The organism is Burkholderia sp. NRF60-BP8 (assembly GCF_001522585.2).
Classification (GTDB): domain Bacteria; phylum Pseudomonadota; class Gammaproteobacteria; order Burkholderiales; family Burkholderiaceae; genus Burkholderia.
In genome coordinates this window covers 367,671-390,164 of the sequence record NZ_CP013372.1, presented here as the reverse complement: position 1 = coordinate 390,164, position 22,494 = coordinate 367,671, and the positions used below count along the sequence as shown (strand labels likewise).

Genomic DNA, 22,494 nt, shown 5'->3' with positions numbered 1-22,494 from the left:
CGATGCGCAAACGTGATGGCACTATGGCAGACACGCAGCAACAATAAAAACGCATAATGCTGATCGTTACGTTCAGTTTTCCTGATACCCATGAAGATGCTCGATCACGACGTACTGGCCACCGTCGTCGCCGTCGCGGAAACCGGCAACATGACCCGCGCGGCCGAGGCCGTGAACCGCTCGCAGTCGGCGGTGAGCATGCAGATCAAGAGCCTGGAAGACGCGATCGGCCGGCCGCTGTTCGTGCGCAAGCCGCGCAGCATCGTGCTGACGCGCGAGGGCGAGGTGCTGCTGGGATTCGCCAGACGAATGCTGGCGCTGCGCGACGAGGCATGGGCGGCCGTGGTGCGGCCGGAGGTGACCGGCAAGGTCGTGATCGGCGTGCCGGACGACTATGCGTCGTCGCTGCTGCCGTCGGTGCTGAAAAAATTCTCCGCGACCTATCCGAAGGTCGAGATCCAGGTGATGGGGCTGCCGAGCAGCGCGCTCGCGCCACTGATCAAGGAGGGCACCGTCGATCTCGTATGCGGGACGCGCATCAAGGGGCTCACCGGCGACTTCATCCGCCACGAGCCGATGGCGTGGGCCGCGATGACGAACGGGCCGCGCGTCTGGGAGGAACGGCCGTTGCCGATCGCGGTGTTCATGCCGGGCAGCGTCGCGCGCGAGAACGCGATCCGCAGCCTCGAACGCGCGAAAGTGCCGTACCGCACGTCGTATGAAAGCCCGAGCCTGCTCGGGCTGCTCAGCATGGTCGAAGCCGGCCTCGCGGTCGCGCCGCTCGCCCGCTGCGCGATTCCCGCGCAACTGTCGATGCTCGGCCGCTCGCACGGCTTGCCCGACCTGCCGCCGCTCGAGCTGATCCTCGCGCGCAGCACCAAGTCGAAACGGCCGCCGTGCGACTTCCTCGCGGAACAATTGATGGAAGACCTGCAACGGCAGACCGGACAGGCCGGCGACGCCTGAGCCCGGCCGCGCCCGCTCGCCGCGGCGTCACCCGTGGGCGCTCGCGCCATACGCGGCCACGCCCAGTGCCGCATTGACGATGCCGGCCACCGTATCGACGAGCGCTTCCAGCGTGTCGCCGTGCACGTGCCGCCCGGTCGGCGGCACGCGCTCGCTGCGCCGGCCGCCCCACTGCGAACCGGCCGTGACCGACAGCGTCGCGCTGAAGCGTTGACCGTGCCGTCGGCCGAAGATGCCGATGCGCCGCTCGGCGACGTAAGCCTGTTCGGGAAGAAACAATCGGATTTCGACCGCCACTTGATCGGGGTCGGCCGCGCACGCGTGCGCATCGAGCGCCGGCGCGCATACCTTGACGATCCGGAACGTCACGTGGGAATCCCACGCGGCGAGCGGGCCGCCGGCCGCATCGACGCGCTCGGCGTCGACCGACCATTGATGGCGATCGGGCACGCGAATCGCCTGGCGCAACAGCACGTCCGCCGCGCGAACCGTCACCATCAACTGCCGGGCAAGCTGCCTGCCCGACGGCAACGCCGCGGCATGCGCGCGACGGGTAGCCGGGCGCGCGATACGCACTTCTTCCGTAAGGTACATGGGCCCTCCCTGTTCGGGGTAGCGCCGCGTTCGACGCAGCGCACAAACGGCCACCGTCGCCAGCCGGCGGACAGCACGGCGGCCGGCGAATCGGCGGCGGATTAGCCGAGCAATCGCCGTTCCCGATTCGACGGGCGCGCGCCGCGACCCGCCACCGGCGCGCGATCGGCGGCCGGCGACATCGAATGCGGAAAGGGATGCATGAAGGTCATGACATGGACGCAAGCCGTCCCGACTGTTCGACACGCCCCCAGCTTAGAAGAGACCGTATCAATGCCGTGCAAAAAAACGGGGTTGCCGTGCAAAAAACGGCATGCGCGCCGGGATCGCGCCCCGCGCACGATGTGCATGCGGCGTCACCCGCGTCGCGGGCGCCGCGTTACGCGAACGCCGCGAGCGACGCGCGCCGCCGCTCGTCGACCATCGATTCGATCAGCGAGACGAGATCGTCGGTCAGCGGATCGCAGATGCCGGGCGAGCGATGCAGTTCGAGATCGGCCGCCGGCAGCCGCGGCAGCCCGTCCGCCTCGTCGAGCACGCGCCAGCTCTCGGGCAGCGTGCAGCGATCGATCATCGTCACGGCCGCGCCGTGGTTCACCGCGATCCTGATGCCGGTCGGGCTCTGGCTCGTATAGACGACGTGATACGGCCGCTCGGCCGTCGCGAGCGCCTGCAGCCCGCGTTGCCGGTAGCAGCACGTCTCGGGAAACAGCGCGAGCGGCACCGACGCATCGGGCGCGAGCGCGAAATCGCGATGCGCGGCCCACACGACGTCGTGACGGCCGAGCAGCCGTCCGCCCGCGTTCGGTCCGTGCCGCACGACGAGCGCGACGTCGAGCTCGCCGGCCTGCAGCCGCTCGATCAGTTCGAGCGACGTGCGGCAATGCACGTGCAGGCGTGCGCCCGGCCGCAGCGCATAGAACGACTTCAGCAGGTCGGGCAGCCACAGCTCCGCGTAGTCCTCCGGCAACCCGAAGCGCACGATGCCGCGATCGCTGCTCGCCTGCTTCAGCGCGCGGATCGCGTCGTTCTGCACCTGGATGATCCGTCTCGCGTGGATCAGGAAATTCTCGCCGTCGCGCGACAGTTCGAGCCGCCGGCTGTTGCGCATGAACAGGTGCGTGTCGAGCCGCTCCTCCAGCGTGCGGATGCGCAGGCTGATCGTCGACTGCGTGCGATGCAGTTGCCGGGCCGCCGCGGTGAAGCCGCCGCTTTCGACGACCGCGACGAACGCGCGGATCAGCTCCGGGTCGAGCGACGTCAGTTTCGACCAGTCGGGCTTCGAGAAAACGTCGGACCGCCCCGGGCGCTCCGCCCCGGACGACGCCCCCAGGAGCACGGGCCCCGCCTCGGGGGACCGGCGCAGCGCGCCAGATTTCTCAATGGCAGCCATCGGAATTACTCGCTTTCGAAAATGGAAGGGAACACGAAAGATAGGGCTCGGAGTACGCCGATTGTTGCCCGGATGCACGCGGCCCTCCAACCCCTGCCCGGGTATGACAAACCCGGAGCCGGCACGCGAGCGCCCCTTCGCCGCCGGTGCGCCGCGGCGCGTCACGACGGCCGCCGCGGGCCGCACGGCGGGCACCCGCGCGCCGGGCTCGGGGCTTTCCCGGAGACGACGAAAACTCATACCTCGATCAGGAAACATCGATTCACCGGCCGCATCGCGGCCCACCACAATCGCCTCACCCCCAACCTCATGGACGAGACATTGCAATGACCGCATCCCAATCCAGGCAGCTTTACATCGGCGAAGGCTTCGAAGGCCCCGGCGTCAACCTCGCGCACATCAACGTGCTGGTCGGCCCGCGCAACGGCCCGGCCGGCCAGGCGTTCGCGACCGCGCTCGCGACGCCGTCGGCCGGCCATGCGCCGTTCGTCGTGATCGCGCAGCCGGGCGTACCGACCAAGCCGCTCACGCTGTACGTGAACAAGGCGCAGATCGCCGGCGACTTCCACGGCAATGCCACGTGGGGCGCGTCGCAGGCCGGCATCGCGAAGGCCGTGGCCGAAGCGCTCGAGAACGGCACGCTGCCGCCCGAAGCGGAGAACGACTGGGTCGTCGTGTCGGCGAACTGGGTGAACCCGCAGACCGACGATCTCGATGCCGTGTTCGAGAACAACTACCGCGCATGCCGCAACGCGATCGTCGCGGCGATGGAAGGACTGCCGCATCGCGACGCGGTGTTCGCCGCCGCACGCGACGTGTCGAACCCGTTCTACACGCCGAAAAAGAACTGACGGAACCGACCGACAACGCGCGGCCGGCCAGGCCGCATCAGGAGGAAGCATGGAATACGTCCGCCTCGGCCAGTCCGGCCTGAAGGTGTCCCGCCTGTGTCTCGGCACGATGAACATGGGCACGCCCCAGTGGAAGCCGTGGATCTTCGACGAAGCGCAGAGCGAACCGATCGTGCGCCGCGCGCTCGATGCCGGCGTCAACTTCATCGATCTCGCGGATTTCTATTCGACGGGCGTCGGCGAGGAAGTGGTAGGCCGCATCCTGAAGCGCAACGCGCGCCGCGAGGAGCTCGTCGTGACGACCAAGGTCGGCTACGACATGGGCAGCGACCCGAATGCCGGCGGCCATTCGCGCAAGCACGTGCTCGACGGCATCGACGGCTCGCTCAAGCGTCTCGGGATGGATTACGTCGACATCTTCATGCTGCATTTCTTCGACGTGAACACGCCCGTCGAGGAAACGATGAGCACGCTGCACGACATCGTGCGCGCGGGCAAGGCACGTTACATCGGCGTGTCGACGATGTACACGTGGCAGTTCGCGAAGATCATGCAGGCCTGCGAACGAAACGGCTGGGACAAGCCGATCAACATGCAGCTGCAGCTCAATCTCGCGTATCGCGAGGAAGAGCGCGAGATGGTGCCGTACTGCATCGACCAGGGCGTCGGCGTCTCGGTGTTCAGCCCGCTTGCGCGCGGCCTGCTGACCTGCGAGCCGCAATCGACGCGCAACCAGACCGACTTCTTCACCGCGCAGATGTACGGCGACGCGTCGTCGCTCGCGATCGCCGCGTCGGTCGCGAAGGTCGCAAAGCGGCGCGGCGTGCCGCCCGCGCAGATCGCGCAGGCGTGGGTGCTGAGCCGTCCCGGCGTCGCGAGCATGCTGGTCGGCGCGGATTCCGTCGCGCAGTTCGACAGCGCGCTTGGCGCGCTCGAAACGCGGCTCACCGAAGAGGAACTGCACGAGCTGGAGCGCAACTACACGCCGTGCGACCTGATCAACGACTACACGGCCGGCAAGCGCATCGCGCGCGAGCCGCGCCCGGCGCAGGGCAGCTTCGCGGCCGACTGAAGCATTGAAGGAACGACATACGATGAACGAATTTCTGAGAACCGGCCATTACATCGGCGGCGAATGGCACGAATCGCATGGCGCGAGCGATGCGACCTATCCGGTGCTGAACCCGGCGACCGGCGAGACGATCGCGAAGGTCGCGAAAGGCGGCGCCGACGACACGCAGCGCGCGATCGACGCGGCCGCCCACGCGTTTCCCGCATGGCGCGCACTGACCGCGAAGGAGCGCGGCGCACGCGTGAAGCGCTGGGGCGAGCTGATGCTCGAACACCGCGATGCGCTCGCCGAGCTGCTGACGCGCGAACAGGGCAAGCCGCTCGCGGAGGCGCGCGGCGAAGTGGCCTACGCGGCCAGCTTTCTCGAATGGTTCGCGGAAGAAGCGAAACGCATGTACGGCGACGTGATCCCGAGCCCGAAGCCGAATGCGCAGATCGTCGTCACGCGCGAGCCGGTCGGCGTCGTCGCGGCGATCACGCCGTGGAATTTCCCGCTCGCGATGATCACGCGCAAGGCCGGCCCGGCCCTCGCGGCCGGCTGCACGATGGTGCTCAAGCCGTCCGAGGAAACGCCGCTGTCGGCGTTCGCGCTCGCGGTGCTCGCCGAGCGGGCGGGCGTGCCGGCCGGCGTGTTCAACGTGGTGTCGGGCGACGCGGTCGCGATCGGCGAGACGCTGACGAGCTCGCCCGTCGTACGCAAGCTGTCGTTCACGGGCTCGACGCGGGTCGGCAAGCTGCTCGCGAAGCAGTCGGCCGACACGCTGAAGAAGCTGTCGCTGGAACTCGGCGGCAACGCGCCGTTCATCGTGTTCGACGACGCCGATCTCGATGCGGCGGTCGACGGCGCGATCGCGTCGAAGTTCCGCAACACCGGCCAGACCTGCGTGTGCGTGAACCGCTTCCTCGTGCAGGACGGCGTGTACGACGCGTTCACGCGCAAGCTCGCGGACGCCGTGCGCAAGCTGCGGGTCGGCAACGCGCTCGCGGGCGAAGTCGACCAGGGCCCGCTGATCAACGAAGCGGCGCTCGGCAAGGTCGAGCGGCACGTCGCCGACGCCACCGCGAAAGGCGCGAACGTGCTCACCGGCGGCAAGCGCCACGCGCTCGGCGGCACTTTCTACGAGCCGACCGTGCTGACCGGCATGACGCCCGACATGCTGATCGCCGAAGAGGAAACCTTCGGCCCCGTGGCCGGCTGCTTCCGCTTCGCGACCGAGGATGAAGCCGTCGCCGCGGCCAACGACACGCCGTTCGGGCTGTCCGCGTATTTCTATACGCGCGACCTCGGCCGCGCATGGCGTGTGTCGGGCGCGCTGGAAAGCGGGATGGTCGGCGTCAACGACGGGATCATCTCGACCGAAGTCGCGCCGTTCGGCGGCGTCAAGCAATCGGGGCTCGGGCGCGAAGGCTCGAAGTACGGCCTCGACGAATACGTGGAACTCAAGTACACGCTGATGGCCGGCCTCGGCCGCTGAGCGCTGCCCGGCCGCCGCCCGGCGGACGGCTCGCGCCGCGCGCCGTCCGCCGGGCGGCGCGTCGCATGGTCGCGCGACGACGTCGGTTCGTCGCGCACCGCTTGCGACGACGACACACATAACAATCCAGGAGGCTGCTTGAATCAAGCCAACGTTCAATCCGGCACCGCACGCGCGCTGCCGCTGTCGCGCGGCGCCGATGTGCCGCACCGCCCCGTCGCGCTCGACGACGTGCCGCTCAACCGCTTCCACGTGAAGATCGCCGGCCTGACGTTCGGCGCGCATTTCACCGAGGGCTACACGCTCGGCACGATCGGCTATGCGCTCGCCGCGCTCGGCAAGCAGATGCCGATCGACGCGTTCTGGATGGGGATGATCGGCAGCTCCGCGCTGATCGGCATCTTCTTCGGCAGCCTCGTGTTCGGTTGGCTGTCCGACCGGATGGGCCGGCAGAAGATCTTCCTGACGAGCTTCGTGATCATCACCGCGGCTGCGTTCGCGCAGTTCTTCGTGAGCTCGCCGCTCGAACTATGCGTGCTGCGCGTGCTGATCGGCTTCGGGATGGGCGGCGACTTCACGGTCGGCCACGCGATCCTCGCCGAATTTTCGCCGCGCAAGCATCGCGGCGCGTTGCTCGGTTCGTTCAGCGTGATCTGGACGATCGGCTATGTCGCCGCGAACGTGCTCGGCCTCGCGTACAGCGACGCCGCGCCCAATGCATGGCGCTGGCTGCTCGCATCGGCCGCGCTGCCCGCGCTGATCGTGCTGGTGCTGCGCATCGGCACGCCCGAATCGCCGCGCTGGCTGCTCGGCAAGGGTCGCGTGCAGGAGGCGCGCGCGATCGTCGCGAAGCATTTCGGGCCGCACGTGATGCTCGACGGTTCGGCCGAGCCGCATGCGCACGGCGGCTTCGCGCGACTGTTCCGGTCGGACCTGATTCGCCGCACCGTCTTCAACTGCGCGTTCTTCGTGTGTCTCGTGATTCCGTATTTCGCGATCTACACGTTCCTGCCGACGATCCTGAAGACGATCGGTCTCGCCGAAGGTTTCGGCGCCGACCTCCTGCTGAACGGCTTCCTCGTGCTCGGCGCGCTGATCGGAATCTGGCTCACGATCCGGTTGTCGCGGCGCGGCTTCCTGATCGGTTCGTTCGCGGTGACGTGCGCGTCGCTCGTCGCGCTGGCGGTGCTGCCGTCGTCGGCGGCCGTCGCGATGATCGTCGCGTTCGCGATCTTCACGCTGACGATGTCGGCGTTCAGCAATCTCGTCGGCGTGTTCCCGCCCGAATGCTTCCCGACCGAGGTGCGTGCGAGCGGCGTGGGCCTCGCGATCGCGTGCAGCCGGCTCGGTTCGGCGATCGGCACGTTCCTGCTGCCGGTCGGCATCGCGACGCTCGGCTTTCACGCGACGATGTTCGCGCTGGCCGGCGTGCTGCTGGTCGGGATGCTCGTGTCGATCGCGTGGGCGCCGGAGACCAAGCATCTGACGCTGGAGGAGGCGGCGGGGCATTGAGGCGAGTGCGGTGCCGACGGCAGGAGGCGCGGCATCGCGCTCGCAACGAAGGAACCCGGCCATGGCCGGGTCCTTCGTTTGTAACGCGTACTTTGCCGCTGACGAAAAAGCCGGAACTCGCCGCTCGGCTCAGAACAGAATGCTCGTGCAGTCCCGCGCGCCGTGCAGTACGTGAAGCACGTCGATCTGCACGGGGGGATCGCCTTTGACCCGATAGAAGATCTGAAAATTGCCGTATCCGCGATGCCGCACGCCGTGGGCTTCGAAGCGCGGCACCAGCGGGAACGCGAACGGCATCTCGGCGAGGCTCAGGCATTTTTCGCGAAGCTCCCGCACGAACGTGATCGCACGTTGCGGATTGTCGCGTGCGATGTAATCGGCGATCAGCTCGAGTTCGGTTATCGCAAAACCGGACAGGCGCACGATCACGCCTGACGATCCGCCTGCGCCCGATACTTCGCTTCCAGACGATCGAACACGTCCGCCAGGTCTGCTCCGCGTCCCGCGTCCGCATCGGCAAGGCTGCGGGCGATCACGGCATCGAGTGCGCTCAGTTGCGCTTCGCGATCCTGAATCAAGCGCACGCCTTCCCGAAGCACTTCGCTTTTGGATCCGTAACGGCCGGAATCGACCAGCTTCGCGACGTAGCTTTCCAGTTGCGGGCCCAGGTCGGCACTGATCATGTTGCCCTCCAGACGGCATGAATTCCGATGCAGGCAGGTTAGCCGGATTATCAACTATTATCAAGAACAGAACTCCTGACTGATGAGGTGTCGACGCCGCTCAGCGACCGGGCGGATGGTGCGGTACGCGTATCGGTACGTTTGCGCGATACGCAACGGCACTGCGCGTAAGCCCCTCCCGATCTCGCTCTCCGAACGCCGATCATGCTCGACGAGACCGTCACGCCACAACCTGGCCTGATGGCATATTCGCCCCGGGGGGCGGACCTGCCGGCAAGCGCAACGCGCAATCGGGCGCCTCGTCGGTCGGCCGGGAGGCGCTGCCAACGCTCGACCGGCAATGCGGGCAGGCTGGCCAACCGTCGTGCGACCCAGCCATTCGGCAGACTCGGCGCGCCGGCCGCGCGACGATATGCTGCGTGCTTTCCGTTTCTCGCGCGCAATCATGCCTGCCCGTCACGTCGATCTCAGCCACGTTCTCCCGTACGAAGCGACGTACTTCGACGATCGGCTGACGATCGAGCGAAACGATCTGGACATTCCTGCGTTGCTCGGTGTGGAACAGGAAGTTGGCGACGAACTGCTCGTGTCGCTGTGTGGCGCACCGGCCGATTCGGATGTTCAGGCTTATCTCGATAGTTCAGGCAGGCTGACCTTCGCCGCCACTCATCCAAGGTTGATTCGATCCGAAAACCGGATATCCGTCGTCAAAAACACGGATGCGTCCGTACTTGAACTCGGAATCATCGATCTTTCCGATAGCGCAGTCGCCGGACTCGGCGCGGCCATGCTGTGGAGAATCGCCCGAGCATGCGATACGTTGGGGATCGCCAGAATAGTCGCACTCGCGGTGGGCGGCCGAAAGACGGCACCCCAACCCGGCGGACCACGGCTCCACGGGTACTACGCGTGGCCGAGATTCGGATTCGATGCGCCCATTCCCGGCGAGCACGACGACGAAGCAGCGCTGTTCCAGTATTTCCGCGGATACCCGATCGGATTGGCCGATGGAAGCCTGCGATCGCTGCGTGCGCTCTACGCGACGAGGTCCGGGCGCGACTTCTGGCGTGCGGCCGGATCCCATCGGTGGATGACATTCGACGTCGATCCGCGCCGGGCGTCTCTGCTGCCGTTGCGCGACTACCTGATTGAAAAGGAGATTGACGAATGACGGTAAAGCACGGTTCCATCATCGGATTCCGGATGACGCGCGCTGCGGTGAAGCGCGGCCGCTCGACAAGCGAACATCGCGCCATTCGTCGAGCGGAAGCCAGGCAGTTCATCGATACGTCCGTCGCGAATGCGCTCCAACACGGCCTGGCGCGCATCATGCGCGATTTCGCCGCCGGATATGGCGCGCGACCGGCCAACGGGCCCGCATCACGGTCGCAACGAAAGGTATTCGACGTTGGACGCATGGATCATGCGAAGAGTCAGCTCCCGATCATTTCGGAAGAGGAAGCAAGGGCCGTCGGACGGCGGGGAAACGCTCCTCCATTTCGGCCACGATCCCGATCAATGACCCGGCGACCGATAGCCGGCGCCGTGACAGTCGTTGACGGATAGCGAAGCGGGGACGAACGCGTGTCGGGCTCAGACGGGACCATCCTTTCATCCCCGCCCGTCAGCAGCGTCTCAACGGCGACGTCGTCCCCTCCCCCTTCCTCGCCGCCTGCTCCCGCAGCCACGCGGCAAACGCGATCACCGGCTCGACCGCGACGCTCTCCGGCGCGATATCGAGCCAATAGCCGAACGGCCCGATCGGCTGCACCGGCGACAGCCGCACGAGGCTGCCTTCGGCGATCTCCTCCTCGATCATCGTGAGGTCGACCACGGCAAGCCCCGCGCCCTTGCGCGCCGCACGGATCGCCTGTTCGAGCGTCGAGAACTCGATGCCGTCGCCGATTCGTTCGGGCGCGATGCCGGCCTGCTCGCACCAGTCGGCCCACAGCGTCAGGCGCCGGCCCTCGTGCAGCACGTGCAACGACGGCAGCCGGCCGAGCAGCGCATCGAGCGTGTCGCCTCGGTAGCGCGGCGCGCCGACCAGCGCATGCCGCTCCATCATCAGCAGCTCCGAATGCATACCCGGCCGCGCCGCACGCCCGAAGCGGACATGGCAATCGCAATCGTCGGCCGGCTCGGTGCGGATCGACAGCTCGACGTCGGGCAGCGCCTCCGCGAGCGTGCCGAGCCGCGGCGAGAACCACTGCGTAGCGAACGTCGGCGGCAGCGATATCGTCAGGCGCCGCTTCGCGCCCGGCCGCGTCGCGGCGATTTCGCCGACGCCGCGCTCGATCGTGTCGAACGCCTGCCCGATGAACGGCAGCAACCGCCGGCCGGCGTCGGTCAGGCGCACGCCCTTGTGATCGCGCTCGAACAGGCGGGCGCCAAGCGCTTCCTCGAGCAGCCGGATCTGCCGGCTCACCGCGCCTTGCGTCACGCACAGCGACACCGCCGCGCGATTGAAGCTCAGATGACGCGCGGTCTCCTCGAAAAATCGCAGCGCGATCAACGATGGCAGGCGTCGCATGATGTGTGTCCCCTTCGTTCGTATCGTTCGTATGGTTGCCGGCCGGCGCCGCCGGCCATTCCGCGGGCAGCTTTATCGCAGAAAAGCGCGCCGGCCGTCATGCCGTGAAAACCCCGAGGCCCGGCGCCTTTCACTCCGTCATTCATCGCCCCGCCGCGCCGGCCTCCCGCCTACAATAAGCATCCCGCACCAAACACGACATTGCCCCGTGAGACGCAAGATGCCGGCGCTGAATGCGCTGAAAGCCTTCGAGATGGCCGGCCGCACCGGCAGCTTCACGCGCGCGGCCGAACTGCTCAACGTGACGCAGAGCGCGGTGAGCCGGCAGGTCCGCCAGCTCGAAGGCCAACTCGGCGAAACCCTGCTCGAGCGCCGCCATCACCAGCTCGAACTGACGGCGGCCGGCCGCGTGCTGCTGCGCGCGCTGCAGCAATCGTTCGACAAGATCGAGTTGACGGTGCGCGGCCTGCAGGAAAAAACCCACCTGAACCGTCTGCGCGCGAACGTGCCGCCCACCTTCGCCGCGCGCTGGCTGATGCCGCGCCTCGGCCGGCTGCGCGACGCGCATCCCGAGTTCGAGCTCAGCCTCACGACGCGCATCCACGACAGCCTCGGCGAATCCCGCGTGCTCGACTGCGCGATCCGGTTCGGCGACGGCGAATGGGACGGCTTCGACAACGCGCTGCTGATGCAGGAGCAGCATATCGCCGTCTGTGCGCCCGCGCTGTATGCGCGGCTGCGGCAGGACGGCGCGCCGATCGACCTGAACCGCTTCACGCTGCTGCACGTGCTCGCGACCGACGACCAGCGCTACCTGACCTGGCAGCACTGGCTGAAGGCCGCCGGCATCGCCGACGTCGACACGCGCGGCGGCTACGAATTCGACCTGCTCGACCATGCGATCCGCGCGGCGATCGACGGCCTCGGGATCACCATCGCCGACCGTCACATGGTCGCGCGCGAACTCGCGACCGGGCAGTTGATGCAGGTGCTCAACGTGCACGTCGACGGCCACCAGTCGTACTGGTTCGTCACGCGACCCGAGCAGACGAACCTGCCGCACATCGTGCAGTTCCGCGACTGGCTGCAGCAGGAAGTGTGGCTCGCGAAGCGCCACCTCGAACCGTCGTCGCCGCTGCCGCAAGTGCCGTTGGCCTGAGATCTGCCCGGCCCGCGGGCGGCGGTCCGCCCGCCGCCCGCCGCCTGCGGATGCAGATGCAGATGCGGATGCGGACGTGTCCGCGGGCGACACCTTACCCGCTCGCGCGTCCGTCCGCACTCGGACCAGTCGGAAAATACCCGAAGGCCCGCACCTGCGCCACGCACCCCGCCAGCCGTCATCGCCTTGCCTGACGGGCGATTCCGGCCGATTCGCCGAGTAACGTGCGTTTTTCTCATGGTCGACGCAAAAATAAGTCGTTTGTCGTGCGATAAACGCATGAAGAGAATGACTCCGTCCCGTGCCGCGCGTGTCGCCACCCGAAGCGATCCGCCGGCATCCATCGGAGGAGTCACTTCATGCGCACCGAACGCAACTACGTGAACGGCCGTTTCGTCGCCCCGGAAAGCGACACGTTCATCGTCGTCAGCAACCCCGCCACCGAAGCGCCGTTCGCGCGCGTGCCGGCCGCGACGCCGGCCGACGCGCTCGCCGCCGTCGACGCTGCCGCCGCCGCGCAAAAGGCGTGGCGCACGCTGCCGAGCGCCGAGCGCGCCGCATACCTGCACCGCTTCGCCGACGCGCTGACCGCGCGCGCGCCCCAGATCGGCGCGGCGCTCGCGCAGGAATCCGGCAAGAGCGTCGAGGACGCATCGAACGAAGCCGTCTACGCCGGGCAGATCACGCGTTACCACGCCGAGTGGGCGCGCCGGATCGAGGGCGAGATCATTCCGAGCGATACGCCCGACGAGAACCTGTTCCTGCAGCGCGAACCGATCGGCGTCGTCGCGTGCCTGATCCCGTTCAACTATCCCGTGTACACGCTGCTGCGCAAGGTCGCGCCCGCGCTGATCGCCGGCAACACCGTGGTCGTGCGGCCGAGCAATCACACGCCGGTGTCGGCGTTCGAGATCGCGAAGGCCGTCGACGAGGCCGGCTTCCCGCCGGGCGTCGTCAACATCCTGACGATGGACCATGCGACGGCCGAAGCGCTGTGCACGCATCCGGCGGTCGGGATGATCACGCTGACCGGCAGCGTGAACGCGGGCCGCAAGGTGCTCGACTACTGCAAGGCGAACATCGCGAAGCCGTCGCTCGAGCTCGGCGGCAAGACGCCCGCGATCATCGAGCCCGACGCCGATCTCGAACGCGCGGCCGCCGCGCTCGTCGCATCGAAGACGACGCATTGCGGCCAGCTGTGCACGGCGATCGAACGCGTGTACGTGCACGACAGCGTGCACGACCGCTTCGTCGCGTTGCTGAAGGACAAGATGGCCGCCGTGCGCAGCGGCGACCGCGCGCAAGACGCCACGCGAATGGGCCCGCTCGTCAGTGCCGCCGCGCGCGCGCACATCCACGGAATGGTCGAACGCGCGGTCGCGGCGGGTGCGACGCTCGAAACCGGCGGCACGATCCCCGACGGCCCCGGTTTCTTCTACCCGGCCACGCTGCTGACGAACTGCCGCCAGGACATGGAGATCGTGCAGGAGGAAACCTTCGGCCCGGTCATGCCGGTGCTGCGCTACACGACGCTCGACGAGGCCATCGGCTTCGCGAACGATCACCAGTTCGGCCTGTCGTCGGTGCTCTACACCGAGCGCTACCGCACCGCGATGACCGTCGCGAACGCAATCGAGGCGGGCGAGCTGTACGTGAACCGCACGCCGGCCGATCCGTATCAGGGCTTCCACGCCGGCTGGAAGCGCTCGGGCCTCGGCGGCGACGACGGCAAGCACGGCATGCTCGAATTCACGCAAACGCGCCTCGTCGTCATGAAGTATTGACGCCGCCGCGCCGGCGCACCGTCGCCGGCGCGCGCCCCCCCGATCCGATCCGACACAAAACAAATCTGCGGACCTCCGAGCCACGGAAGTCTGATGGAGGAAGACATCATGCCGACCCAACCGTCGACGCCCGCCGCGTCGCTCGCGTTGCACGACGACGCCCACGCGTCGCCGCATTCGCGCTCGCAACGCTACCTGCAACTGCTGCTGCTCGTGATTGCCGCGGGCGCGATCTATCCGATGCTGTATCTGCGGCAGGTGTACCAGCCGACGATGCTGCAGTTCTTCCGGATCGACGACGTGCAGCTCGGCTACCTGTACTCGTCGCTCGGCACGATCTTTCTCGTCAGCTACCTGCCGAGCGGCTGGCTCGCCGACCGCCTGTCGCCGCGCTGGCTGATCTGCTTCTCGCTGCTCGCGACGGGCGCGCTCGGGCTGATCTACGCGACCGGGCCGTCGTTCAATACGCTCGTGGCGATCTTCGCCGGCTGGGGGCTGACGACCGGCCTCACGTTCTGGGCGGCCGTGATCAAGCGCGTGAACATGATCGCGGGCCGCGACGAACAGGGCCGCTTCTTCGGGTTGCTCGACGGCGGCCGCGGGCTCGTCGAGGCGCTGCTCGCGACGATCGCGATCACGCTGTTCGCCTACGTGACGCACACGCACGGCGGTACCGATGCGGCCGGCTTCAAGCTCGTGGTGCATCTGTACGCGTTCTGCTGCATCGGGCTCGGCGTGGTGCTCGCGCTGGTGAAGGATCCGGCGCGCACCGACGACCGTGCGGCCGCCATCAAGCGCGCCAGGGGCAACGTCCTGAGCGACCTGAAAACGCTCGCGGCGATTCCCGAACTGTGGCTCGTCGCCGCGATCGTGTTCTGCGGCTACCAGGTGTTCTGGGCGACCTACAGCTTCTCGGCGTACCTGCACGAAGGCAATTTCGGGCTCAGCGCGACGGCGGCCGGCTTCATCACGACGCTCAAGCTGTGGATGCGCCCCGTCGGCGGCATCGGCGGCGGCTTCCTCGGCGACCGCGTGTCGAAAGTGTCCGTGCTGTTCTGGGCGCTCGTGCTCGCCGCGCTGTCGCTGGTCGGCCTGATCGCGGCGCCCGCGCACAGCCCGCAGGCGATGCTCGTCGTGCTCGTGCTGTTCATCGGCATCCTCACTTACGCAATCCGCGGCCTGTACTGGTCGCTGCTCGACGACTGCAAGGTGCCGACGCACTGCGCGGGCCTCGCGATCGGCCTGATCTCGGTGCTCGGCTATTCGCCCGACGTGTTCGTGCCGCTGATCAACGGCTACGTGACGCAGACCTGGCCGGGCGCGCACGGCTACCAGCTCTATTTCGGCTATATCGCGGCCGTGGCGCTCTGCGGAGCGGGCGCCGCCGCGTTCCTCAAAACCCGCCTCAACCGTATCCAGGAGTCCGCATGAAGATCGTTTCGCTCGAAACCCATATCGTCGCCGTGCCGCCGCCGCACATCGGCGGGATGTACTGGATCTTCGTCAAACTGAAGACCGACGACGGCATCGAAGGCGTCGGCGAGATCTATTCGGCGACGTTCCACCCGAAGGCGATGGGCCCGATCATCGACGACGTGTTCGACCGCTACCTGCTGAATCACGACCCGCACCACGTCGAGCGGCTGTTCCGCCAGGCGTATTCGAGCGGCTTCACGCAGCGGCCGGACCTGACGATGATGGGCGTGGTCAGCGGCCTCGAAATGGCGTGCTGGGACATCGTCGGCAAGGCGGCCGGCAAGCCCGTGTACGAACTGCTCGGCGGCAGGATCCACGAGCGGCTGCGCTCGTACACGTATCTGTATCCGAAGAACGCGCGCGGCGAATACGACTACGACGATCCCGACCTGGCCGCCGAATGCGCCGCCGAGAACGTGAAGCTCGGCTTCACGGCCGTCAAGTTCGATCCGGCCGGCCCGTACACCGCCTATTCCGGCCACCAGTTGTCGCTCGAAGTCCTCGACCGCTGCGAACTGTTCTGCCGCCGCGTACGCGAAGCCGTCGGCAGCAAGGCCGACCTGTTGTTCGGCACGCACGGGCAGATGGTGCCGTCGTCGGCGATCCGGCTCGCGAAGCGGCTCGAAAAGTACGACCCGCTGTGGTTCGAGGAGCCGGTGCCGCCCGGGCAGGAAGAAGCGATCGCCGAAGTCGCGAAGCACACGTCGATTCCGATCGCGACCGGCGAGCGCCTGACGACCAAGTACGAATTCCACAAGCTGCTGCAGGCGGGCGGCGCATCGATCCTGCAACTGAACGTCGCGCGCGTGGGCGGCCTGCTCGAAGCGAAGAAGATCGCGACGCTCGCGGAAGTGCACTACGCGCAGATCGCGCCGCACCTGTACAACGGGCCGGTGGGCGCTGCCGCCAGCATCCAGCTCGCGACCTGCACGCCGAACTTCCTGATCCAGGAAAGCATCATGACGTGGGGCGGTTTCCATTCGGAAGTCGTGAAGACGCCGATCCGCTGGGAAGACGGCTACATCGTTCCGTCGAACGAGCCGGGCCTCGGCATCGAACTGAACATGGACGTCGTGAAGCGCCACACGCCGTACACGGGCGAGCGACTGCACCTGCAGATGGCGGAGAAGCCCGCCGACGTGAAGGACCTCGCCCCGGCGAAGGGCTGAGCGCAGAGGAAGCGACATGACCTACGACTACATCATCGTCGGCGCGGGCTCGGCCGGCTGCATCCTCGCGAATCGCCTGAGCGAATCGGGCCGGCACTCGGTGCTGCTGCTCGAAGCGGGCAAGCGCGACGCGTCGTTCTGGTTCAAGGTACCGGTCGGCTTCACGAAGACCTACTACAACCGCCGCTACAACTGGATGTACTACAGCGAGCCCGAAGCGCAGCTCGCCGACCGCAAGCTGTACTGCCCGCGCGGCAAGGTGGTCGGCGGATCGGGCTCGATCAACGCGATGGTCTACGTGCGCGGCCAGCGCAGCGACTACGACGACTGGGCGAAGGCCGGCAATCCGGGCTGGGCGTACGACGACGTGCTGCCGTACTTCCGCAAGCTCGAAACCCACGCGGCCGGCACGACCGATCCGCAGCATCACGGCGCGACCGGGCCGATCCACGTCACGTCGATGAAGGCCGACGTGCATCCGATCGTCCACGAGTTCCTGAAGGGCTGCGGGCAACTGAACCTGCCGCGCACCGACGATTTCAACGGCGCGCAGTTCGAAGGCGCGGGCATCTACGACCTGAACACGAAGCACGGCGAACGCTGTTCGAGCAGCTTCGCGTACCTGCGGCCCGCGCTGGGTCGTGCGAACCTCACGCTGCGTGCCGGCGTGCTCGTGCGGCGCGTGACGTTCGACGGCACGCGTGCGACCGGCGTGGTCGTCGCCGGCGCGCACGGCGACGAAACACTCGTCGCCGCACGCGAGGTGATTCTCGCCGCCGGCGCGGTCGATACGCCGAAGCTGCTGCAACTGTCGGGCGTCGGCGATCCGGCGCTGCTCGCGCGCCGGCGCGTGCCGCTCGTGCATGCGCTGCCGGCCGTCGGCCGCAACCTGCAGGATCACCTGTGCGTGAGCTTCTACTTCAAGGCGAACCGGCCGACGCTGAACGACGAGATGGGCACGCTGCTCGGCAAGATGAAGATCGGGCTGCGCTACCTGCTGACGAAGCGCGGCCCGCTCGCGATGAGCGTGAACCAGGCCGGCGGCTTCTTCCGCGGGTCGGACGACGCGCACGAACCGAACCTGCAGCTCTACTTCAACCCGCTGTCGTACCGGATCCCGAAGAGCGAGCGCGCGAGCATCAAGCCCGAGCCGTATTCGGGTTTCCTGATCGCGTTCAACCCGTGCCGGCCGACGAGCCGCGGCACGATCGAGATCGCGTCGAACCGCGCGGAGGATGCCGCGAGGATCCACATCAACGCGCTGACCACGCAGAAGGATCTCGACGAAGCCGTGCAGGGCAGCAAGCTGATCCGTGCGCTGATGCGCGCGCCGGCGTTGAAATCGATGACCGTCGAGGAAATTTCGCCGGGCCCGCAAGTCGATTCCGACGAAGCGATGCTGCAATACTTCCGCGAGCAGTCGGGTTCGATCTACCACCTGTGCGGCTCGTGCACGATGGGTCCCGACGCGGCGACGTCCGTCGTCGATGCGTCGCTGCGCGTGCACGGGCTGCAGGCGCTGCGGATCGTCGATGCGTCGGTGTTTCCGAACATCACGTCGGGCAACATCAACGCGCCGACGATGATGGTCGCGGAGAAAGGGGCCGACCTGATTCTGGCCGACGCGCGGCCCGGCGAGACGACCGGTGCGCGCGAGGGCGAACGGGAAACCGTCGCGCCCTGATCCCGCGAACGGGGCCCGCGCGACTCCCCGCTCTCCCCGGCCGCCGCCGCGGCCCTGCCGGCGGCACGCCGCTTGCTCGCCCGGGCCGGAAAGGAGAGCACATCATGGCGACTCATCTCGGGCAACCCGGCCGGCCGCGCGGCCTCGCCGGGCGCATCGTCGGCCGCATCATGCGCCGGCACAACCGGCTGGACAACGTGTGGACCCTGTCGCTGCTGGCGATCGGCGACAGCGACCGGGTACTCGAAGTCGGGTTCGGCCCCGGCGACGCGATCCGGCTCGCGACCGAAGCGGCGCCGTCCTGCCACGTCGCCGGCGTCGATCACTCGCTGACCATGCTGGCCGCCGCGAAACGCTTGAACCGCGTACCCATCGAACAAGGACGCGTGAACCTCGCGCTCGGCTCCGTCGACGCGCTGCCGTTCCCGGACGACGCGTTCGACAAGGCGTTCTCGATCAACTGCATCTACTTCTGGCCCGCGCCCGCACACGGTCTGCGCGAGTTGCGGCGCATCGTCCGGCGCGGCGGGATCGTCGCGATCACCGTCCGCGACCTCGACCGCGCACCCTACGATGCCTATCGGCCCGACAAGCTCGCGCGGCTGATGAGCGACGCGGGCTTCGGGTCCGTCGCCGTGCAGCGCAACGGCACGGCGTCGCATCCGCTTGCCTGTGTGCTCGGCAGCAAGTAGGCGGGCGTGGCGTGAAGGCAGGTGCCGACGCGTCCGCTGCATCGGCAACCGATCGGAAACGCTCGCTCGTCGCACGAATCCGGTCGGCGGAACCCTGTAAAAAACGGCGCACCGCTCATCGCGATGCGCCGTCTTTCGTTCACGCAGCGATCGGACCGCTCAAGCCACGCTCGTGCGCTTCTCCACGAACCGTCTCACATAATCGTCCGCCGGCCGCGACAGGATGTCGTCCGGCGTCCCGACCTGCACGAGCGTGCCGTCGCGCAGGATCGCGATCCGGTCGCCGATGCGCAGCGCCTCGTCGAGATCGTGCGTGATGAACACGATGGTCTTCGCGAGCGTCGCCTGCAGTTCGAGCAACTGATCCTGCATCTCGGTGCGAATCAGCGGATCGAGCGCGGAAAACGCCTCGTCCATCAGCAGCACGTCGGTGTCGGCCGCCAGCGCGCGTGCCAGCCCGACGCGCTGCCGCATGCCGCCCGACAGCTCGTCCGGATAATGGTCGCCGTAACCGTCGAGCCCGACCTTCGTCAGCCAGTTGCGCGCCGCGTCGGCCGCGTCGTGCCGCTTCTCGCCGCGCGTGCGCAGCGCATACGCGGCGTTGTCGAGCACCGTCTGGTGCGGCAGCAGCCCGAAGTTCTGGAACACCATGCTGACCTTGTAGCGGCGCAGCTCGCGCAGCCCGTGCGCGTCGAGCTTGATCACGTCGCGGCCGTCGATCACGATCTCGCCGGCGGTCGGCTCGATCAGCCGGTTGAAATGCCGCACGAGCGTCGACTTCCCGGAACCCGACAGCCCCATGATCACGAAGATCTCGCCCGACGCGATGCCGAGGCTCACGTCGTTGAGCCCGACGTTGCAGCCCGTTTCGGCCAGCACGTCGGCCTTGCGCTTGCCAGCCCGCAGCAGGTCGAGCACGCGCGCATGCGCGGCCTGCGGCCCGAACAGCTTGTACACGTGTTTGACGTCGATGGTCGCCATGATCGCCTCCGTTCCTATGCGCGCGACGATTGCGTCGCCTGATTCGAATCGACGCCCGCCGACGATGCCGCCTTGCCCGGCACCCGGTACGGCACCCGCGACGCGCCCCGCTGCCGGCGCTGCTGCGCGAGCCGCCGCCGGGCGCGACGCTCCTGGCCGAAGCCCTGGCTGATCCGGTCGATCACGATCGCGAGAATCACGATCGCGAGGCCGGCCTGCGTGCCCTTGCCGACGTCGAGCGTCTGGATGCCCGCGAGCACGTCCTCGCCGAGCCCGCGCGAGCCGATCATCGATGCGATCACGACCATCGACAGCGCCATCATCGTCGTCTGGTTGATGCCGGCCATGATGCTCGGCCGCGCCAGCGGCAACTGCACGTTGACGAGCAGTTGCCAGCGCGTGGTGCCGAACGCGCGCGCGGCTTCCGTCACGTCCGGATCGACCTGGCGGATGCCGAGATCGGTCAGGCGAATCAGCGGCGGCAGCGCGTAGATGATCGTCGCGAGGATCGCGGGCACCTTGCCGAGCCCGAACAGCATCAGCACCGGAATCAGGTACACGAAGCTCGGCAGCGTCTGCATCACGTCGAGCACCGGCAACAGCATCCTGCGCAGCCAGGCGCTGCGCGACGCGAGAATGCCGAGCGGCACGCCGACCGCGACCGACAGCACCGTCGCGACGAGCATCAGCGCGAGCGTCTGCATCAGCTTGTCCCACAGGCCGAAGCAGCCGATCGCATAGAGCAGCAGCATGAAGAGCGCGCCGAGCCCGATGCGGCGCGTCGCGTTCCACGCGATCGCACCGACGACCAGCAGCACGAGCCACGGCGGCGCCGCGCGCAGCGCGCCTTCGAGCGGCACGAGCAGGTAGCGCAGGACCAGCGCGCTGAAACGATGGAAGCCGTCGCCGTATTGCGCGACGAACGTCTCGAGCGCGCCGTTGACCCAGTCGGCGATCGACAGGTGCAGAAAGAAACCGTCCATGTTGATTCTCCGTCGCGCCGCGAAGGCGCATGACGGCGGCGGCAGGCGCGAGCCCGCCGCCGCGCGCAGGTTACGCGCCCTTCAGGCTGCCGGCGATCTTCTGCGCGACGTCGGCCGGCACCCACTGCTTCCACATGTCCGGGCGGGTCTTCAGGAACTGCGTGGCCATCGCCGCGCCGTCGATCTTCTTCGTCGTCATCTCGAGGATCGTCTGGTTCAGGAAGTCCATCGGAAAACGCACCTTGCCGAATACGCCGACGAGATCGGGGTTCGCATCGGCGAACGGCTTCGACACGCCGACCGTCAGCCGCGACACCATGTACGACGACGCGCACTGGTGCGTGCTGCTCTCGTCGCGCAACGTCTTCCAGCATGCTTCGTTATAGGCCGGCATCTTCAGCGCGGTGAACTTGTACTTCGCCATCAGCGCGGCCGGGCCCCAGTAATAGAACACGATCGGCGCGCCGCGCTGGTACGCGGACGCGATCGCCGCGTCCAGCGCCGCGCCCGTGCCCGGATGGAAGTTCGTATAGGACTGGTCGAGCTTCAGCACACGCAGCAGTCGCGTGTTTACGCGCTCGCAGTCCCAGCCGGTCGGGCAATTCAGGAAGCGGCCCTTGTCCGGCTCCTCCTCGTCGGCGAATACCTGCTTGTACTTCGGCAGATCGTCGACCGACACGAGCCCCGGCGCGACAGGCTTGATGTGGCGCGCCGGATCGCCCTTCACCACGTAGTCGGGCACGAACCAGCCTTCCGTCGTGCCGCCCGGCAGCGTGTCGCCGATCAGCTTCACGGCGCCCGACGCGACCGCCTTCGCGGTGATCTCGCTGCGGCCCGTCCACTGCTCGGCCCAGATCTGCAGGTCGTTGCGTGCGAGCGCCGTTTCGGTGGCGGCCGTGCTGCCCGGCACGACGTCCGTCTTGCAGCCGTAGCCCTTCTCCATGATCTGCCGCAGCACCTCGGTCGCGAACGCCCCGCTCTCCCACGTGATGCTCGCGAAATGGACCGTCTTGCCGTCGGTGCACGCGCCGCCGGCCGCGTGGGCCGCGGGCGCGGACAGGATCGCCGCGGCGGCGAGAAGGGCCGTTTTCAGTCGTCGAATCTGCATGGTGGGTCGTCTCCAAATCGAATCTGTTGTTTGTGCGTCGCGGCAGGCGCGGCGACCGGCGCATCGCGAATGCGTCCACGCCCGGTCAGCCTGCATGTTTGAGCCGCCAATTTGTTTAGGGAAACGAGTAATTCCGATCATTGCAATCGGCTGCGCCAATCGATCGCCCGACCCGCTGCGAGGCCCGTACGGCGGGCCTGCCGGCCGTTTTCCGGTCGTGCGGCCACGGCCTGGGGCGGGCGGCATTGCGTGGCGCTCGCCCGTTGCCCGGGCGACCTCGAATCGTGGCGCCGGGCCGCCCGTTTCCACTGTCGAAACCGCCCGTCGCGCCCCCATTGGCGAACCCGATCCCATCCATCGAAATTACTCGCTTTCGATTCCGT

Annotated in this window: 20 protein-coding genes; 12 read left to right on the top strand and 8 right to left on the bottom strand. The window is 67.6% G+C overall.

Annotated elements, in window-relative coordinates; translation table 11 throughout:
- Window positions 1-90: 90 nt before the first annotated feature.
- On the top strand, window positions 91-966 hold the full coding sequence (locus tag WS54_RS01770; protein ID WP_034205597.1) for a LysR family transcriptional regulator: 876 nt from the start codon (window positions 91-93) through the stop codon (window positions 964-966).
- 27 nt (window positions 967-993) lie between these two features.
- Here WS54_RS01770 and WS54_RS01765 read toward each other — a convergent pair whose 3' ends face one another.
- Together WS54_RS01765 and WS54_RS01760 are read right to left on the bottom strand one after the other, a co-directional pair.
- The gene (locus WS54_RS01765; protein ID WP_059784848.1) at window positions 994-1,560 is read right to left on the bottom strand and encodes a hypothetical protein; all 567 of its coding nucleotides are present in this window, start codon (window positions 1,558-1,560) and stop codon (window positions 994-996) included.
- A gap of 379 nt (window positions 1,561-1,939) precedes the next feature.
- Window positions 1,940-2,953 carry a LysR family transcriptional regulator gene (locus tag WS54_RS01760; RefSeq protein ID WP_236872742.1) on the bottom strand — a complete coding sequence of 338 codons (1,014 nt, stop codon included), beginning with the start codon at window positions 2,951-2,953 and terminating at the stop codon, window positions 1,940-1,942.
- A gap of 326 nt (window positions 2,954-3,279) precedes the next feature.
- On the opposite strand from WS54_RS01760, the gene fae reads away from it, so the two are divergent.
- From fae to WS54_RS01740, 4 genes are all read left to right on the top strand, one after another.
- Window positions 3,280-3,804, top strand: a complete 525-nt coding sequence (gene fae, locus WS54_RS01755; protein ID WP_059501795.1) for a formaldehyde-activating enzyme — start codon at window positions 3,280-3,282, stop codon at window positions 3,802-3,804.
- Window positions 3,805-3,853: 49 nt separating this feature from the next.
- A complete protein-coding gene (locus WS54_RS01750) occupies window positions 3,854-4,876 on the top strand; it encodes an aldo/keto reductase (protein ID WP_059784851.1) in 1,023 nt (340 codons plus the stop codon).
- A 22-nt stretch (window positions 4,877-4,898) separates the two neighbouring features.
- Window positions 4,899-6,350, top strand: a complete 1,452-nt coding sequence (locus WS54_RS01745) for an NAD-dependent succinate-semialdehyde dehydrogenase (RefSeq protein WP_059784853.1) — start codon at window positions 4,899-4,901, stop codon at window positions 6,348-6,350.
- A gap of 138 nt (window positions 6,351-6,488) precedes the next feature.
- A complete protein-coding gene (locus WS54_RS01740) occupies window positions 6,489-7,862 on the top strand; it encodes an MFS transporter (RefSeq protein ID WP_059784856.1) in 1,374 nt (457 codons plus the stop codon).
- 129 nt (window positions 7,863-7,991) lie between these two features.
- Here WS54_RS01740 and WS54_RS01735 read toward each other — a convergent pair whose 3' ends face one another.
- Both WS54_RS01735 and WS54_RS01730 read right to left on the bottom strand, forming a co-directional pair.
- Window positions 7,992-8,291 (bottom strand): type II toxin-antitoxin system RelE/ParE family toxin, encoded by a 300-nt coding sequence (locus WS54_RS01735; RefSeq protein WP_059784859.1) that lies wholly within the window; start codon window positions 8,289-8,291, stop codon window positions 7,992-7,994.
- On the bottom strand, window positions 8,288-8,545 hold the full coding sequence (locus WS54_RS01730) for a type II toxin-antitoxin system ParD family antitoxin (RefSeq protein WP_059784862.1): 258 nt from the start codon (window positions 8,543-8,545) through the stop codon (window positions 8,288-8,290). The genes WS54_RS01735 and WS54_RS01730 overlap by 4 nt, the downstream gene beginning before the upstream one ends.
- 412 nt (window positions 8,546-8,957) lie before the next feature.
- On the opposite strand from WS54_RS01730, the gene WS54_RS01725 reads away from it, so the two are divergent.
- On the top strand, window positions 8,958-9,716 hold the full coding sequence (locus WS54_RS01725) for a hypothetical protein (protein ID WP_059784865.1): 759 nt from the start codon (window positions 8,958-8,960) through the stop codon (window positions 9,714-9,716).
- Window positions 9,717-10,169: 453 nt separating this feature from the next.
- Here WS54_RS01725 and WS54_RS01720 read toward each other — a convergent pair whose 3' ends face one another.
- Complete coding sequence (locus WS54_RS01720) at window positions 10,170-11,075, bottom strand: LysR substrate-binding domain-containing protein (protein ID WP_059784868.1); 906 nt, start codon at window positions 11,073-11,075, stop codon at window positions 10,170-10,172.
- A gap of 220 nt (window positions 11,076-11,295) precedes the next feature.
- Between WS54_RS01720 and WS54_RS01715 the strand changes: the two genes are divergently transcribed.
- From WS54_RS01715 to WS54_RS01690, 6 genes are all read left to right on the top strand, one after another.
- Window positions 11,296-12,234, top strand: a complete 939-nt coding sequence (locus WS54_RS01715; RefSeq protein WP_059784870.1) for a LysR substrate-binding domain-containing protein — start codon at window positions 11,296-11,298, stop codon at window positions 12,232-12,234.
- Window positions 12,235-12,593: 359 nt separating this feature from the next.
- The gene (gene aldA, locus WS54_RS01710) at window positions 12,594-14,018 is read left to right on the top strand and encodes an aldehyde dehydrogenase (RefSeq protein ID WP_059784872.1); all 1,425 of its coding nucleotides are present in this window, start codon (window positions 12,594-12,596) and stop codon (window positions 14,016-14,018) included.
- 108 nt (window positions 14,019-14,126) lie between these two features.
- The gene (locus WS54_RS01705; RefSeq protein ID WP_236872741.1) at window positions 14,127-15,449 is read left to right on the top strand and encodes an MFS transporter; all 1,323 of its coding nucleotides are present in this window, start codon (window positions 14,127-14,129) and stop codon (window positions 15,447-15,449) included.
- Complete coding sequence (locus WS54_RS01700) at window positions 15,446-16,663, top strand: mandelate racemase/muconate lactonizing enzyme family protein (RefSeq protein WP_059784876.1); 1,218 nt, start codon at window positions 15,446-15,448, stop codon at window positions 16,661-16,663. Before WS54_RS01705 ends, WS54_RS01700 begins: the two co-directional genes overlap by 4 nt.
- A gap of 16 nt (window positions 16,664-16,679) precedes the next feature.
- Window positions 16,680-18,347, top strand: a complete 1,668-nt coding sequence (locus WS54_RS01695; protein ID WP_059784881.1) for a GMC family oxidoreductase — start codon at window positions 16,680-16,682, stop codon at window positions 18,345-18,347.
- Window positions 18,348-18,451: 104 nt separating this feature from the next.
- Window positions 18,452-19,039, top strand: coding sequence for a class I SAM-dependent methyltransferase (locus WS54_RS01690; RefSeq protein WP_059784884.1), 588 nt, complete (start codon window positions 18,452-18,454; stop codon window positions 19,037-19,039).
- 159 nt (window positions 19,040-19,198) lie between these two features.
- Here the strand turns inward: WS54_RS01690 and WS54_RS01685 are convergent, their stop codons facing one another.
- The 3 genes from WS54_RS01685 to WS54_RS01675 form a co-directional block, all read right to left on the bottom strand.
- Window positions 19,199-20,020 (bottom strand): quaternary amine ABC transporter ATP-binding protein, encoded by an 822-nt coding sequence (locus tag WS54_RS01685; protein WP_052100149.1) that lies wholly within the window; start codon window positions 20,018-20,020, stop codon window positions 19,199-19,201.
- 14 nt (window positions 20,021-20,034) lie between these two features.
- Window positions 20,035-21,003 carry an ABC transporter permease gene (locus WS54_RS01680; RefSeq protein ID WP_059784888.1) on the bottom strand — a complete coding sequence of 323 codons (969 nt, stop codon included), beginning with the start codon at window positions 21,001-21,003 and terminating at the stop codon, window positions 20,035-20,037.
- Window positions 21,004-21,073: 70 nt separating this feature from the next.
- Entirely contained in the window at window positions 21,074-22,111 is a 1,038-nt protein-coding gene (locus WS54_RS01675; RefSeq protein ID WP_059784891.1) for an ABC transporter substrate-binding protein, read from the bottom strand.
- Window positions 22,112-22,494 lie beyond the last annotated feature (383 nt).

Excerpts from the sequence above, each read along its gene's own strand:
- WS54_RS01750 (WP_059784851.1), top strand. The coding sequence starts at position 3,854 with ATGGAATACGTCCGCCTCGGCCAGTCCGGCCTGAAGGTGTCCCGCCTG.
- WS54_RS01715 (WP_059784870.1), top strand. The coding sequence starts at position 11,296 with ATGCCGGCGCTGAATGCGCTGAAAGCCTTCGAGATGGCCGGCCGCACC.
- WS54_RS01770 (WP_034205597.1), top strand. The coding sequence starts at position 91 with ATGAAGATGCTCGATCACGACGTACTGGCCACCGTCGTCGCCGTCGCG.
- WS54_RS01720 (WP_059784868.1), bottom strand. The coding sequence starts at position 11,075 with ATGCGACGCCTGCCATCGTTGATCGCGCTGCGATTTTTCGAGGAGACC.
- WS54_RS01765 (WP_059784848.1), bottom strand. The coding sequence starts at position 1,560 with ATGTACCTTACGGAAGAAGTGCGTATCGCGCGCCCGGCTACCCGTCGC.
- WS54_RS01695 (WP_059784881.1), top strand. The coding sequence starts at position 16,680 with ATGACCTACGACTACATCATCGTCGGCGCGGGCTCGGCCGGCTGCATC.
- WS54_RS01690 (WP_059784884.1), top strand. The coding sequence starts at position 18,452 with ATGGCGACTCATCTCGGGCAACCCGGCCGGCCGCGCGGCCTCGCCGGG.
- aldA (WP_059784872.1), top strand. The coding sequence starts at position 12,594 with ATGCGCACCGAACGCAACTACGTGAACGGCCGTTTCGTCGCCCCGGAA.
- WS54_RS01675 (WP_059784891.1), bottom strand. The coding sequence starts at position 22,111 with ATGCAGATTCGACGACTGAAAACGGCCCTTCTCGCCGCCGCGGCGATC.
- WS54_RS01685 (WP_052100149.1), bottom strand. The coding sequence starts at position 20,020 with ATGGCGACCATCGACGTCAAACACGTGTACAAGCTGTTCGGGCCGCAG.
- WS54_RS01730 (WP_059784862.1), bottom strand. The coding sequence starts at position 8,545 with ATGATCAGTGCCGACCTGGGCCCGCAACTGGAAAGCTACGTCGCGAAG.
- fae (WP_059501795.1), top strand. The coding sequence starts at position 3,280 with ATGACCGCATCCCAATCCAGGCAGCTTTACATCGGCGAAGGCTTCGAA.
- WS54_RS01760 (WP_236872742.1), bottom strand. The coding sequence starts at position 2,953 with ATGGCTGCCATTGAGAAATCTGGCGCGCTGCGCCGGTCCCCCGAGGCG.
- WS54_RS01725 (WP_059784865.1), top strand. The coding sequence starts at position 8,958 with ATGCTGCGTGCTTTCCGTTTCTCGCGCGCAATCATGCCTGCCCGTCAC.
- WS54_RS01705 (WP_236872741.1), top strand. The coding sequence starts at position 14,127 with ATGCCGACCCAACCGTCGACGCCCGCCGCGTCGCTCGCGTTGCACGAC.
- WS54_RS01745 (WP_059784853.1), top strand. The coding sequence starts at position 4,899 with ATGAACGAATTTCTGAGAACCGGCCATTACATCGGCGGCGAATGGCAC.
- WS54_RS01680 (WP_059784888.1), bottom strand. The coding sequence starts at position 21,003 with ATGGACGGTTTCTTTCTGCACCTGTCGATCGCCGACTGGGTCAACGGC.
- WS54_RS01700 (WP_059784876.1), top strand. The coding sequence starts at position 15,446 with ATGAAGATCGTTTCGCTCGAAACCCATATCGTCGCCGTGCCGCCGCCG.